11 protein-coding genes and 1 tRNA gene are annotated in these 13,388 nt (G+C 65.0%); 5 read left to right on the forward strand and 7 right to left on the reverse strand.

The features are described from left to right. Nucleotides 1–84 precede the first annotated feature (84 nt). A complete protein-coding gene (locus tag RN02_RS34515; RefSeq protein WP_043319207.1) occupies nt 85–573 on the reverse strand; it encodes a BRO-N domain-containing protein in 489 nt (162 codons plus the stop codon). Nucleotides 574–1,031: 458 nt separating this feature from the next. Here RN02_RS34515 and RN02_RS30645 point away from each other — a divergent pair, with 458 nt between their 5' ends. The 4 genes from RN02_RS30645 (at nt 1,032) to RN02_RS30660 (ending at nt 2,425) form a co-directional block, all read left to right on the forward strand. After that, nucleotides 1,032–1,214 (forward strand): type II toxin-antitoxin system HicA family toxin, encoded by a 183-nt coding sequence (locus RN02_RS30645; RefSeq protein WP_009615522.1) that lies wholly within the window; start codon nt 1,032–1,034, stop codon nt 1,212–1,214. A 32-nt stretch (nt 1,215–1,246) separates the two neighbouring features. Next, the gene (locus RN02_RS30650) at nt 1,247–1,651 is read left to right on the forward strand and encodes a type II toxin-antitoxin system HicB family antitoxin (protein ID WP_043319209.1); all 405 of its coding nucleotides are present in this window, start codon (nt 1,247–1,249) and stop codon (nt 1,649–1,651) included. A gap of 94 nt (nt 1,652–1,745) precedes the next feature. Beyond that, nucleotides 1,746–2,000, forward strand: a complete 255-nt coding sequence (locus RN02_RS30655) for a type II toxin-antitoxin system Phd/YefM family antitoxin (RefSeq protein ID WP_043270302.1) — start codon at nt 1,746–1,748, stop codon at nt 1,998–2,000. Then, complete coding sequence (locus tag RN02_RS30660; protein WP_043319303.1) at nt 2,000–2,425, forward strand: type II toxin-antitoxin system VapC family toxin; 426 nt, start codon at nt 2,000–2,002, stop codon at nt 2,423–2,425. Before RN02_RS30655 ends, RN02_RS30660 begins: the two co-directional genes overlap by 1 nt. A gap of 19 nt (nt 2,426–2,444) precedes the next feature. Here the strand turns inward: RN02_RS30660 and RN02_RS30665 are convergent, their stop codons facing one another. From RN02_RS30665 to rpsU, 6 genes are all read right to left on the reverse strand, one after another. Further along, entirely contained in the window at nt 2,445–3,629 is a 1,185-nt protein-coding gene (locus RN02_RS30665) for a Fic family protein (RefSeq protein ID WP_052267964.1), read from the reverse strand. Nucleotides 3,630–3,839: 210 nt separating this feature from the next. Then, nucleotides 3,840–3,916: transfer RNA gene (locus tag RN02_RS30670), tRNA-Ile, on the reverse strand. A gap of 16 nt (nt 3,917–3,932) precedes the next feature. Further along, nucleotides 3,933–7,667 carry a bifunctional diguanylate cyclase/phosphodiesterase gene (locus tag RN02_RS30675; RefSeq protein WP_043319212.1) on the reverse strand — a complete coding sequence of 1,245 codons (3,735 nt, stop codon included), beginning with the start codon at nt 7,665–7,667 and terminating at the stop codon, nt 3,933–3,935. 119 nt (nt 7,668–7,786) lie between these two features. Beyond that, nucleotides 7,787–9,637, reverse strand: a complete 1,851-nt coding sequence (gene rpoD / locus RN02_RS30680) for an RNA polymerase sigma factor RpoD (RefSeq protein ID WP_009615539.1) — start codon at nt 9,635–9,637, stop codon at nt 7,787–7,789. A 78-nt stretch (nt 9,638–9,715) separates the two neighbouring features. After that, nucleotides 9,716–11,734: a DNA primase gene (dnaG, locus tag RN02_RS30685; protein ID WP_043269310.1), complete on the reverse strand. Its 2,019-nt coding sequence runs from the start codon at nt 11,732–11,734 to the stop codon at nt 9,716–9,718. Between the two features lie 189 nt (nt 11,735–11,923). Beyond that, a complete protein-coding gene (gene rpsU, locus RN02_RS30690) occupies nt 11,924–12,139 on the reverse strand; it encodes a 30S ribosomal protein S21 (RefSeq protein WP_003085057.1) in 216 nt (71 codons plus the stop codon). Nucleotides 12,140–12,342: 203 nt separating this feature from the next. Between rpsU and tsaD the strand changes: the two genes are divergently transcribed. After that, complete coding sequence (gene tsaD / locus RN02_RS30695; RefSeq protein WP_043269309.1) at nt 12,343–13,368, forward strand: tRNA (adenosine(37)-N6)-threonylcarbamoyltransferase complex transferase subunit TsaD; 1,026 nt, start codon at nt 12,343–12,345, stop codon at nt 13,366–13,368. Nucleotides 13,369–13,388: the final 20 nt, after the last annotated feature.

Consider the following 13,388-nt stretch of genomic DNA (forward strand, 5'->3'; position numbering starts at 1 on the left):
AAAGACCACACCAGAGCCAACCCTGGCGCCCCGTAGGATGGCGTTGAGCGCAGCGATACCCATCACCATGCATACCACCCAACCCTACGACTCCCGCCGGACCTCCCGCTCCATCAACCCCACCGCATCCCCAAATCGCACCCACAACTTCCCCTGCCAATCCAGCACGCTCAACTGCTGCCCCTGCACCCGCTTCACCCTTCGCCGCGGCAAATCCGGATCACTCTGCCGCGCATCCCGCAACGCCGGCACCACCTCATTGCTCAACCACTGCCGCAAGCCCCGGTTCTCCGGGTGATAGAAATGCACCATCAGCAACGCATACACGCCGCTCTCGCTGACCAGCCACTCACGCGTCATCTCGCCGCCAGCCACCTGCAGACACTCGAACCGCTGCTGGTCGGCATCCAGTTTGTGGATAACCCGCGTGGACACATGGCTGTTGGTCAGCCGCGCCAGGTCGCGCCCGACGAACCACGCCTGGTTCTCGATCAGCATCGCCCGCAGGGGTCGGCGATGGCGCAGGAAAACCGAAGGGACGAGAACGGAATCGGAAGTAGAAGAAAGGGTCATGCTGTCGCTCTTTGCTGCATCGAAGAAGCCGCCACCCAGGCAATCCGGAGAAGGGAGGCGGACCGTGCAAGGGTGGAATCCCGGAAGCAACCAACCGGTCGGGCAAAAGCCCGCCTCGCACGGCCCGCCATAGACAGCCGAAGATCGTTCGGTGAACGCCGAAGAACTCCGCTATGGCGTGTATTGCGATGGTTGCTAGCAGGATTCCACACCTGGCCACGTCTGATCCGTGGCAGGTGGAACGCTACGCAGCCGTCTTGTAAGACGGCAACGCCAATGCTTCGCAGGAAACTTCCCTGTTTTCAGCTCCCGCCAACCCCCTCGCACCGCCCAAAGCCTCGGCACTCTTCAATTGCGGCGGAGCGCCTGACGGCAAGATCGAAATTCGGGTGTGTAGTGTGTGTAGATAATCACAGTCTTGGTGTGTAGCATACACACCAAGGCTGGGCGGAGGGACGATGCGCAGTCGAGAAATCATGGAGTTGATCCGGGCGGATGGCTGGTTCCTTGTGGAAGTGAAAGGCAGTCATCACCAGTTCCGGCATTTCACCAAGAAGGGGCGGGTGACGGTTCCCCACCCCAGGAGCAACCTGCCGATCGGGACCGTGAACAGCATTCTGCGCCAGGCCGGCCTGCGATGAGTCGGCCGTCAGCCCAGGAGGAGGGCATCAACATGAAATTCCCCGTGGTTCTGCACAAGGACGCCGACTCGGATTACGGCGTGACCATCCCTGACGTGCCTGGCTGCTTCTCCGCCGGCGGCACCGTCAGCCAGGCGCTGGAAAACGTCCAGGAAGCCCTGGCCCTGCACTTCGAAGGCCTGGTGGCCGACGGCGAGACGCTCCCGCAAGCCCAGGAAGTGGACACCCACATGGGCAACCCCGACTACGCCGGCGGCGTCTGGGCGGTGGTCGACTTCGACGTCACCCCCTACCTGGGCAAGGCCGTGCGCTTCAACGCCAGCCTCCCGGAAAACCTCCTGCAACGCATCGACGAACGCGTGAAGCGCGACCATCGCTACGCCTCTCGCTCCGGCTTCCTGGCTACCGCCGCGCTGCGTGAGTTGTCTTCGAGCTGAGCCAGACGCTGCGCGATCAGGCGGCTTTTCATGGACAGCTTGCTATCAATGTAGCAACATACCTACATTGGTAATTCATGTGGGAGGTGCCGCCATGACCATCACAACCCTATCCAGTCGAGAACTTAACCAGGATGTTACCCGCGCAAAGAAGGCGGCCAAGCAGGGGCCGGTGTTCATCACGGATCGCGGCAAGCCCGCTCATGTGTTGTTGAGCATCGAGGAATACCAGCGGCTTACGAAGCAGCGCCGCAACATTGCCGACTCTCTGGCTATGCCGGACGTTGCGGACATCGAGTTTGAAGCGCCGCGTGTGACCATCGGTACCCAGCCGGCTGACTTCTCATGATGTTCGTTCTCGACACCAACGTGGTGTCCGAACTGCGAAAGGTTCGGGCCGGCAAAGCTGACCCGAACGTTGCGGCATGGAGTGAAAGCGTCGATGCCGCCGAGCTTTTCGTGTCTGCCATAACCATCATGGAGCTGGAACTCGGTGTTCTGTCGATTGAGCGAAAAGACGCCACTCAAGGGGCCTTGCTGCGCTCGTGGCTGGAGCAACATGTATTGCCGGAGTTCTCTGGACGAACATTGCCAATCGATACAGCGGTGGCGCAACGCTGCGCCCGGTTGCACGTACCCGACAAGCGGGGCGAGCGTGACGCGCTCATTGCCGCGACGGCCCTTGTCCATGGCATGACGGTAGTCACTCGCAATGTGGCTGATTTCGAAGCTACAGGAGTGTCCATCCTCAATCCGTGGGAAGCGATGCAATAAGGCTTATTTTCTGCACGATTCAGCGCTCTTCGCGGTCGTCCTGTCGCTTGGCTGCTGGCAAGGACGAGGCAGGCCAATTGATCTGGTAGCGAGTGCTGCGCCCGCCGCCTGGCAGGCGGACCAGGCAGCCCTTGTCGAGCAGGTCACTCAGGTGACGGGTTGCGGTTGCCTTGGAAACCTTCGCTACAGCCTGGTACTGGGCGGCGCTGATGCCTTGCTCGAACCCACCGCGTTCGCCCAGCAGGTCGCCATCGAGCAGGCGGTTGAGCACCTTCAGCTGTTCGGCTGAAAGCGCCTGCTCGCGGTGCGCCTGCCAGAAGCGCGCCTTGCCCAGAACCCGGTCGATACGTGCCAGCGCCTGCTCCAGGCTTTTCAGCAGGGTGGCCAGGAACCACTCCAGCCAGGCGGTGATATCGAGCGAAGCCTTCTGGCTGCTTTCCAGTATCCGGTAGTAGCCGCGCCGATCCTCAAGAATACTGGCCGACATGGCATAGAAGCGGATAGCCTGCTGCTCGCCCTGAGCCAGGGCCAGGTCGGTGATGGCGCGAGTCAGCCGCCCGTTGCCATCATCGAAAGGATGCAGAGTCACGAACCAGAAGTGCGCGATGCCGGCTCGCAGCAGTGGGTCCAGAGCGACATCAGTGCGGCTGCTGGCGAACCATTCGAGAAAGGCCTGAAGCTGCACTTCTAATCCCGCGCGCGGCGGTGCCTCGAAATGCACCGTGGGCCGGTCGAGCCGTCCGGAGACCACCTGCATTGGCTCATCGCCCCGCAGATCGCCGACGTGGATTCGAGCGTGTGGAGACGTATCGCCCATTGGAAAAAGCAGGCGGTGCCAGTGCAGCAGGCGCTCCAGCGTCAACGGCTGGGCATGGCCGCGCGTGGCATCCAGCATCAGCTCGGCCAAGCCCTCGGAGCGCGGCGTACTGCGCCCGCCACTCTCCAGGCCCAGCCGCCGCGCCAGGGAGGAGCGCACCGACTCGACATTCAGCTGTTCGCCCTCGATGGCGGAACTGGTGACGATATTCTGCAGCAACGCATCCAGCGCATTCTCCGCATCACTGCCGGCATCGATCGTCCCAGCCATGCCCAGCAGACGCCCCTGGGCCTGGGCACAACTGCGCAGCAGCGGGGCAAGACGCTCGGCCTGCCAGCGGAAATCCGGCCAGTCAGGCTGCTGCCAGATCCAGAGGGGCTCGTTCATGGCAAGTCTTCCAGGGGCGGTGAGCCGAATAAATGGATTATTCGGCTCATTGAGTGAGCCGATTGTGCGAGCTATTCGGCTCAGCGTCCAGCTACCCGTGGAGTGGATGTGGACGTCTTGTGGACACTTCGGCGGGCTCTGAAGGGAACGGAAGGGCCTGAAAAGCCTCTCCCAGAAATGCCAAAGCCGCGCAATGCGCGGCTTTGAAGGTGGTGGGCCCACACGGACTCGAACCGTGGACCAAAGGATTATGAGTCCTCTGCTCTAACCGACTGAGCTATAGGCCCCCAGAAGGCCGGCGGATTATACCGGCGTCCCTTGCGCGGTGCCAATCGGATGCAGCGGGGTGAGGAAGCGGGCTGCGAACTGTTCCGCAGGCAGGGGCGGGCTGAGGGCGTAGCCCTGGACCTGGTCGCAGCCTTCTTCGGCGAGGAAGCGTTCCTGTTCTTCGCGTTCCACGCCTTCGGCGATGATGGTCAGGTTCATGCTGCGGCCCAGGGCGATGATGGCGCGGGCGATGGCGGCGTCGTGCGGGTCGTCCGGCAGGCCGTGGACGAAGGATTGGTCGATCTTGAGGATGTCCAGCGGCAGTTGCTTGAGGTAGCTGAGCGAGGAGTAGCCGGTGCCGAAGTCGTCGATGGCCAGTTGCACGCCCAGGCGCTTCAGGGCGTGCAGGGTGGTCAGGGCCTCGTCGGTCTGGTGCATCAGGAAGTTCTCGGTGATCTCCAGTTGCAGCCTGGGGGCGTGCAGGTTGTAGCGCTGCAGCAGTTCGCGCACCTGGTCGACCACGTCGTGCTGGTACAGCTGGGCGCCGGCGAGGTTCACCGACAGCGGGCCGAAGGCGGCGTGGCTCTGTTGCCAGCGGCTCATCTGCCGGCAGGCTTCTTCCAGCACCCAGGTGCCCAGGGGCAGGATCAGCCCGGTTTCCTCGGCCAGGGGGATGAAGCGGTCCGGCGGGATGGCGCCGTACTTGGGGTGGCTCCAGCGGATCAGCGCCTCGGCGCCGACCAGCGCGCCGGTGTCCAGGGCCTGCTTGGGCTGGTAGTACAGCTGCAGCTGGTGGGTTTCCAGGGCGCGGCGCAGTTCGTGTTCCAGGGCCACGCGTTCGTTGGCCTGGAAGGTCAGCTCGCGGGTGTAGAACTCGACGCGGTTGCGGCCTTGGGCCTTGGCCCGGTACATGGCCGCGTCGGCGTTCTTCACCAGGGTGGCGACGTCCTTGCCGTCCACCGGGAACAGGCTGATGCCGATGCTGGCGCTGACGAAGAATTCCTTGTCGTCGGCGACGAAGGCGTGGCTGAAGCAGTTCAGCAGTTTCTTCGCCACGTGTTCGGCATCGGCGCTCTGGTGCAGGCCGGGCAGCAGGATGATGAATTCGTCGCCGCCCTGGCGGGCTACGGTGTCGATGTCGCGCAGCTGTTCGCGCAGGCGCCGGGCGATGGATTTCAGCAGTTGGTCGCCGACCGGGTGGCCGAGGCTGTCGTTGATGTGCTTGAAGCGGTCCAGGTCGAGGAACAGCACGGCGCCCAGCTGCTGTTCTTCCTGGCTTTCCTTCAGGGCGGAGGTCAGGCGCGATTCGAACAGCAGGCGGTTGGGCAGGCCGGTGAGCGGGTCGTGGTGGGCCTGGTAGTCGAGGCGGGCCTGGGCGTACTTGAGCGTGGAGATGTCGGCGAAGACGCCGACGAAGTGGCTGGTTTCGCCGTTGTTGCCCCGCACGGCGCTGATGGTCAGCCATTCCGGGTAGAGTTCGCCGCTCTTGCGCCGGTTCCAGATCTCGCCCTGCCAGTGGCCTTCGGCGTTGAGGTGGTGCCACATGGCGACGTAGAAGCTGCTGTCGTGCTGCCCCGAGGCCAGCAGGCGCGGCGACTGGCCCAGCACTTCGTCCTCGCCGTAGCCGGTGATTTCGCTGAAGGCGCGGTTGACCGCGATCATGCGCTGGCTGGCGTCGGTGATCATCACGCCTTCGGCGGTGCTTTCGAACACGGTGGCGGCCAGGGTGAGCTTTTCCTGCATCTGCTGGCGTTCGGTGATGTCGCGGGCGATGGTCAGCAGGCAGTCTTCGCCGCTGATGACGATGTGGTGCGCCGAGAGTTCGCAGAGCCGGGCGGCGCCTTCGCGGGTGCGGATGAAGGCGGTGAAGTCCTGCACCGTCGAGCGTTCGCGGATCATCTGCAGCAGGCGCTCGCGGTCCTGCGGGTCGGCCCACAGGCCCAGTTCCAGGGTCGAGCGCTCGCTGGCGCTCTCGCGGCCGTAGCCGGTGATGCGGGTGAAGCCTTCGTTGGCCTCCAGCAGCAGGCCGTCGCGGATGCGGGTGATGAGCATGCCGTCGGGGGAGGCGTGGAAGGCCTTGGCGAATTTTTCCTCGGAGGCGCGCAGTTGCTCCTGGGTCTGCTTGAGCTGGGAGATGTTGCGCGCCACCACCACCAGGGCGGGCGTGTCGTCCAGGGCCACGTGCTGGGCCGAGAGCAGGGCGGTGAAGCGGCTGCCGTCGCGGCGATGCAGGCTGATCTCGATGTTGTTGAGGTTCTCGCCCTGCAGGCGTTCGAGCATGCGCGGGCCCATGCCCGGTTCGCTCCAGATGTTCAGCTCGGTGGCGGTCTTGCCCAGGGCTTCGCTGGCGGGGATGCCGACCTGTTGTTCGAAGGTGCTGTTCACCGCCAGCAGGCGCCCGTCGATGCGCCGGGCGAGGACGATGATGTCCGGGCAGTGGTGGAACACCGAGGCGAATTTCTGTTCGGACAGGCGCAGGGCCTGCTCGGTGCGCTTGGCTTCGGTGATGTCGATCATCAGGCCGCGCAGGATGAGTTCGTCGCCGTGGCGGATGAGGGTGACGATGTCGCGGATCCACACCACGCGGCCATCGGCGGCGAGCATCCGGTAGTCCAGGCTGTGGTTGCGCCCGGCGCGGCTTTCCGAGAAGCAGAAGCTCATGGCCTGTTCGGCATCGGCCGGGTGCAGGGTGCGCTGCCAGAAGCCCGGCTGCAGCCATTCGTGCTGCGGGTAGCCCAGCAGTTCCTGGGCGTGGGGCGAGACGTAGGTGAAGCGGTTTTCCGACAGGCGCATTTCCCAGGCGATGGCGGCCATGCTCTCTACCAGGCCGCGGAAATGCTGCTCGCTGTCGCGCAGGGCTTGTTCGAGCCTCACCCGCCGCGCCACTTCGCCGCGCAGGCGGCGGTTCATCGCCACCAGGGTGGCGACGATCGCCAGGCTCACCAGCAGGGCCGGCAGGCCGATGCTCAGCAGGTGGTGCGACCAGGCCGGGCGGTTGTCCAGCAGGCCGCCGACCCAGGGCGTCTGCAGGGCTTCGACCTCGTCGCTGCTGAGCTCGGCGAAGAGCTTGTCGAGGATACCGGCGAGCATCGCGTCGCTGCGCGGCACCGCCATGGCAAGTTGGTAGCGATAGGGCGTCTCGCCGCTGATCTGGATGCCTTCGAGCTTGAGCTGGCGCAGGCTCCAGACGCTGGAGGCGAAGTCGCCGACGAAGGCGTCGACCTGCCCGGTGGCCAGGGCCTGCAGGGCTGCCGCGACGCTCGGCAGGGGCAGCAGGTTGAGGTCCGGGTGCTTGGCGATCAGCAATTCATGGGGCGCGTAGTGGTCGACCACGCCGACCTTCAGGCCGTACAGCTCGCGCAGGTTTTCCGGGTTGGGGCCATCCTTGCGGGCGAGGATGACGATGGGGAAGTCCAGGTAGGGGCGGGTGAAGGTCAGGTATTCGCTGCGTTCGGGCGTGGCCATGATGCCCGGCAGCAGGTCGACCTGGCCGTTGTGCGCCTGTTGCAGGACTTCGTTCCAACTGCTCGGTTCGCTGGGCTGCATGCCGACCTGCAGGCGGTCGCTGATCAGTTGCACGTAGCTGGCGGCGAGCCCCTGGTAGCGGCCCTGGTCGTCACGGAATTCGAAGGGCGGCCAGGAGGCGTCCACGCCCAGGCGCAGCTGCGGGTGCTGGCGCAGCCAGGCCTGTTCTTCCGGCGTTAGGGTGAGCGCCTGCGCCTGGAGGACCCAGCATGCCAAGCACAACAGAAGAGCCTGCAGACGCGGCATGGGAGCCTCGGACCCGGGGAGTGGATATGCCGAAGTGTAGTCGGGCCCCGGCCGCTCCAGTAGCCCCCTGCCAGTATCCCTGAAAGAAAAACCCCCGGGCTGTGCCGGGGGTTTTTCGATCACTCGTCGAGGAAGGAGCGCAGGTGTTCGCTTCGCGACGGATGGCGCAGCTTGCGCAGCGCCTTGGCTTCGATCTGGCGGATACGCTCGCGGGTCACATCGAACTGCTTGCCGACTTCCTCGAGGGTGTGGTCGGTGTTCATGTCGATGCCGAAGCGCATGCGCAGCACCTTGGCTTCCCGCGCGGTGAGGCCGGCGAGGACTTCGCGGGTGGCTTCCTTGAGGCTCTCGCTGGTCGCCACTTCGATGGGCGACTGCATGGTGGAGTCCTCGATGAAGTCGCCCAGGTGCGAGTCTTCGTCGTCACCGATCGGGGTTTCCATGGAGATCGGTTCCTTGGCGATCTTCAGGACCTTGCGGATCTTGTCTTCCGGCATGTCCATGCGTTCGCCCAGCTCTTCCGGGGTCGGTTCGCGGCCCATTTCCTGCAGCATCTGGCGGGAAATGCGGTTGAGCTTGTTGATGGTCTCGATCATGTGCACCGGGATACGGATGGTGCGCGCCTGGTCGGCGATCGAACGGGTGATCGCCTGGCGGATCCACCAGGTGGCGTAGGTCGAGAACTTGTAGCCGCGGCGGTATTCGAACTTGTCCACCGCCTTCATCAGGCCGATGTTGCCTTCCTGGATCAGGTCGAGGAACTGCAGGCCGCGGTTGGTGTACTTCTTGGCGATGGAGATCACCAGACGCAGGTTCGCCTCGACCATTTCCTTCTTGGCGCGGCGGGCCTTGGCCTCGCCGATGGACATGGCGCGGTTGACGTCCTTGATTTCCGAGACCTTGAGGTCGACGTTGCTTTCCAGCGCGGACAGCTTCTGCTGGTTGCGGATGACGTCGTCCTTCACGCGCTCCAGGGCTTCGGCGTACTTCGGCTTGGCCTTGAGCACGCTGTCGACCCAGGCTTCGTCGGTTTCCCGGCCGGGGAACAGGCGCAGGAAATCGGCGCGCGGCATGCGGGCGTCACGCACGCACAGTTGCATGATGGCGCGTTCCTGGCGGCGCACCTGGTCCAGGGCGTCGCGCACGCGGGTGACCAGGGCGTCGAACTGCTTGGGCACCAACTTGATCGGCATGAACAGCTCGGCCAGGGCGAGCATTTCCGCATCGGCCTGCTTGCTGCCGCGGCCGTGCTTCTTCAGCGCCTTCTTGGTCTTGTCCAGCTGGTCGGCGACCAGGCCGAAGCGGCGCGCGGCCTCTTCCGGGTCCGGACCGCCGTCGCCTTCGTCTTCGCTGTCGTCGTCGGACTCCTCGTCCTCTTCCTCGTCATCCTTGGCCTTGGCGTCGCCGCCCTTGTCCTTGAGGTCGAGTTCGACTTCCTCGGCGGGAACCGAGCCGTCGTCCGGGTCGATGTAGCCGCTGAGGATGTCGGACAGGCGGCCGCCTTCGCTGACCACCCGCTGGTATTCGTCGAGGATGCCGTCCACCGCGCCAGGGAACTGGGCGATGGCGCTCATGACTTCGCGGATGCCTTCCTCGATGCGTTTGGCGATTTCGATCTCGCCTTCGCGGGTCAGCAGTTCCACGGTGCCCATTTCGCGCATGTACATGCGCACCGGGTCAGTGGTGCGGCCGACGTCGCTCTCCACCGCGGCCAGGGCAGCGGCGGCCTCTTCGGCTGCGGCTTCGTCGGTATCGGTTTCGGCCAGCAACAGGGCATCCGCATCCGGGGCTGTCTCGAATACGTTGATCCCCATGTCGTTGATCATGCGGATGATGTCTTCCACCTGTTCCGGATCGGAAATATCCTCCGGCAGGTGGTCGTTGACCTCCGCGTAAGTCAGGTAGCCCTGCTCACGACCACGGCTGATCAACTCTTTGAGACGAGATTGCTGTTGCGCTTTTCCGGACATAACACCCTATCCACTGAAGGTCTTGGCGGGCTGAAATAAGCCGAGGATTATACCAGCTTCGAGGCTTCAGGCGCCAGTTCAGCTCTGGGGGCCTGGTGAAGAGGCATTGCTGAAGTGTTCCCTCAATAGAGCTTTCTCTTCGTCAGTCAGTTCACTGGGGCTCTTCTGCATCACGCTGCGCAGCCGCGCCTCGCGGCTGTTGTGCAGTTGACTGTGTGCAAGTGTAGTAATGGTGTCGCAGAACTGCTTTTCAAGATTGCCCTGGTCGATCAGCCATTCCTTTTCCGCCAGGGCCTGCAGCAGGCGTCCTTGCGGGGTGCCGTGCCAGCGCGCGATCAGTTGCATCGAGCGCTGCTTCGGGTTCTTCTGCAGCGCTTCGACGAGCGCTGCCAGCAGCTGCGAGTAGGTCTGCCCTTCGTTGGCGAAATGGCTGGCGTCCTCGACCTTCTGCGCCAGCTGCGGGTGATGCAGCAGGGTGCGCAGCGCGGTCAGGGTGGGCGATTCGACGCTGATCTCGGTGCGCGGCTGGCGCGGGGCGAAGTCGCCGCGCTTGCCGCCCTTGCCACCTTTGCCGTCCCATTTGCGCTCGCCCTTCCAGGGCTTCTTGCCCGCTTTGCCGCCAGCGAAATCCGACGGCGCCTCGAAATAGCTGGCGCTGTCCTGGTAGCTGGGCTCGCCGTGATCGGCGAAGTGGCCTACATCGTAGTCGCTGTATTCATGCGCGTGGCTGTCCGGGGCGACGCTTGGCGTGGCCTGGCCGTGCCCTTGGGCATGGCTCTGGCCGCCGCTTGAGCGTGGCGCGTTCAGGTGGTTGAGCGCCTCGCCGCTCAGTCCGGTGAGCTGGCCCAGGCGCTGGCGCATCAGCAGGCGCAGGGTGTTGCCGGGGATCTTCTCCAGCAGCGGGCCGGCCAGGGTCGCCAGGTGCGCCTTGCCTTCCAGGGTGCTGGGGTCGGCTTCCTGCATCAGTTGCTGGAAGAAGTAGTCGGCCAGCGGCTGGGCCTGCTGCACCAGGCGCGCACGGAAGGCGTCGGGGCCTTCGGCGCGGACCAGGCTGTCCGGGTCCTCGCCCTCGGGGAGGAACAGGAAGCGGATCTTGCGGCCGTCCTGCAGGTTCGGCAGGGCCGATTCCAGGGCGCGCCAGGCGGCCTTGCGTCCGGCCTGGTCGCCGTCGAAGCAGAACAGGATGTTCGGCACCAGGCGGAACAGGCGCTTGATGTGTTCCTCGCTGGTGGCGGTGCCGAGGGTGGCCACGGCGTTGCGGATGCCCTGTTGCGCCAGGGCGATCACGTCCATGTAGCCTTCCACCACCATGATTTCGTCGAGGTCGCGGTTGTTCTTGCGCGCCTCGAACAGCCCGTAGAGTTCCTGGCCCTTGTGGAATACCGGGGTTTCCGGGGAGTTCAGGTACTTGGGCTTGTCGTCGCCCAGCACCCGGCCGCCGAAGGCGATCACCCGCCCGCGGCTGTCGCGGATGGGGAAGATCACCCGGTCGCGGAAGCGGTCGTAGCGCTTGCCGCTGTCGGGGTTCTCCACCAGCAGGCCGGCGTCGAGCATGGCCTTGAGCTGCAGGTTGTCGCCGCCCAGGTGCTTGAGCAGGTTGTCCCAGCCCGGCGGGGCGAAGCCGAGGCCGAAGTCGCGGGCGATCTCGCCGGTCAGGCCGCGGCCCTTGAGGTATTCCACCGCGGCCTTGCGCGCCGGGTGGCTTTTCAGTGCCTGGCGGTAGTAGTCGGCGGCGGCGCTCAGCAGCGGGTACAGCGGCGAGTCGGTCGGCTGCCGCGGCTTGCCGCGCCGGCCCTCCTCGCGGGGGATGTCCATGCCGGCGCGCTTGGCCAGGTCCTCGACAGCCTGGACGAAGTCCAGGTTGTCGTGGTCCATGATGAAGCCCAGCGCGTTGCCGCCGGCGCCGCAGCCGAAGCAGTAGTAGAACTGCTTGTCGGGGCTGACGGTGAAGGAGGGCGTCTTCTCCTTGTGGAACGGGCAGCAGGCGCTGTAGTTCTTGCCGGTCTTCTTCAGCTGGATGCGCGAACTCACCACATCGAGGATGTCGGTGCGGTTGAGCAGGTCATCGATGAAGGATTGCGGAATCAGGCCGGCCATAGACTCGTCGGGACGCAGGATGGACCCAGGCATACACCCAAGGCTGGCTTGGAGTATGGCATTTCATGGGGCGTGAAAAGCAAAAAACTCCGAGCTTCGCCAGGTGCGAATCGGAGTGCGGTGTAGCTTTTCAGGCACTCGCCCGGCGAGTGGGCCGGGCGATGTGCAGAGCGTGCGGCTGAGTCGAACTCAGTACAGACGCTCGCGGCGGCGCTGTTCGCGCTGCACTTTCTTGGCGTGACGCTTGACAGCGGCAGCGGCCTTGCGCTTGCGCTCGGCGGTGGGCTTCTCGTAGAACTCGCGGCTACGGACTTCAGCCAGTACACCGGCTTTTTCGCAGGAGCGCTTGAAACGACGCAGGGCTACGTCGAAGGGTTCGTTCTCTTTAACTTTGACGGCGGGCATCCAGGTCGTACCTTCAATGATTACCGGGGATTTATCGCGCTCCTGGCAGTAGGCACTGGAGACGGCGGTTTTCAAGGGTTGCGGATATTAACGGTTCGGGCTCAGGAATGCAAAGCCTCCGATCGAAAAACGCTGGTCGGTACCCGCAGCGGGCGATTATCATGCGCCGCTTCCCATTTGCCCAGAGTTGAAGGCTCGAACCCATGCGTGTGCTGGGGTTGGAAACCTCCTGCGACGAAACCGGCGTCGCCCTCTACGACAGCGAGCGCGGCCTGCTGGCCGATGCGCTGTTCAGTCAGATAGACCTGCATCGCGTCTACGGCGGGGTCGTGCCCGAGCTGGCCTCGCGCGACCACGTCAAGCGCATGCTGCCGCTCATCCGCCAGGTGCTCGACGAGGCCGGCTGCCAGAGCGGCGACATCGACGCCATCGCCTACACCGCCGGCCCCGGCCTGGTGGGCGCGCTGCTGGTCGGCGCCTCCTGCGCCCAGGCCCTGGCGTTCGCCTGGGGCATACCGGCGGTCGGCGTGCACCACATGGAAGGCCACCTGCTGGCGCCCATGCTGGAAGAGCAGCCGCCGCAGTTCCCGTTCGTCGCCTTGCTGGTCTCCGGCGGCCACACCCAGCTGGTGCGGGTGGATGGCATCGGCCGTTACCAGCTGCTCGGCGAGTCCCTGGACGACGCCGCCGGCGAGGCCTTCGACAAGACCGCCAAGCTGCTCGGCCTGGGCTACCCCGGTGGCCCGGAGATCGCCCGCCTGGCGGAACAAGGCACGCCGGGGCGCTTCGTCTTCCCGCGGCCGATGACCGACCGTCCGGGCCTGGACTTCAGCTTCAGCGGCCTGAAGACCTTCGCCCTGAACACCTGGCAGCGTTGCCGGGAGGCGGGCGACGACGGCGAGCAGACGCGCTGCGACATCGCCCTGGCGTTCCAGCAGGCGGTGGTCGAGACGCTGACCATCAAGTGCCGCCGCGCCCTCAAGCAGACCGGCCTGAAGAACCTGGTGATCGCCGGCGGGGTGAGCGCCAACCGCGCCCTGCGCGAGCACCTGCAGAAGATGCTCGGCGAACTCCGCGGCCAGGTGTTCTATGCCCGCCCGCGGTTTTGCACCGACAACGGCGCGATGATCGCCTACGCCGGCTGCCAGCGCCTGCTGGCCGGCCAGCACGACGGCCCGGCGATCGACGTGCGCGCGCGCTGGCCGATGGAGTCGCTGCCGGCGGTATAAAAAGATGGCTGCAAGCGACA

Source organism: Pseudomonas sp. PI1 (assembly GCF_000812405.1).
In the GTDB taxonomy this organism is placed as follows: Bacteria; Pseudomonadota; Gammaproteobacteria; order Pseudomonadales; family Pseudomonadaceae; genus Pseudomonas; species Pseudomonas citronellolis.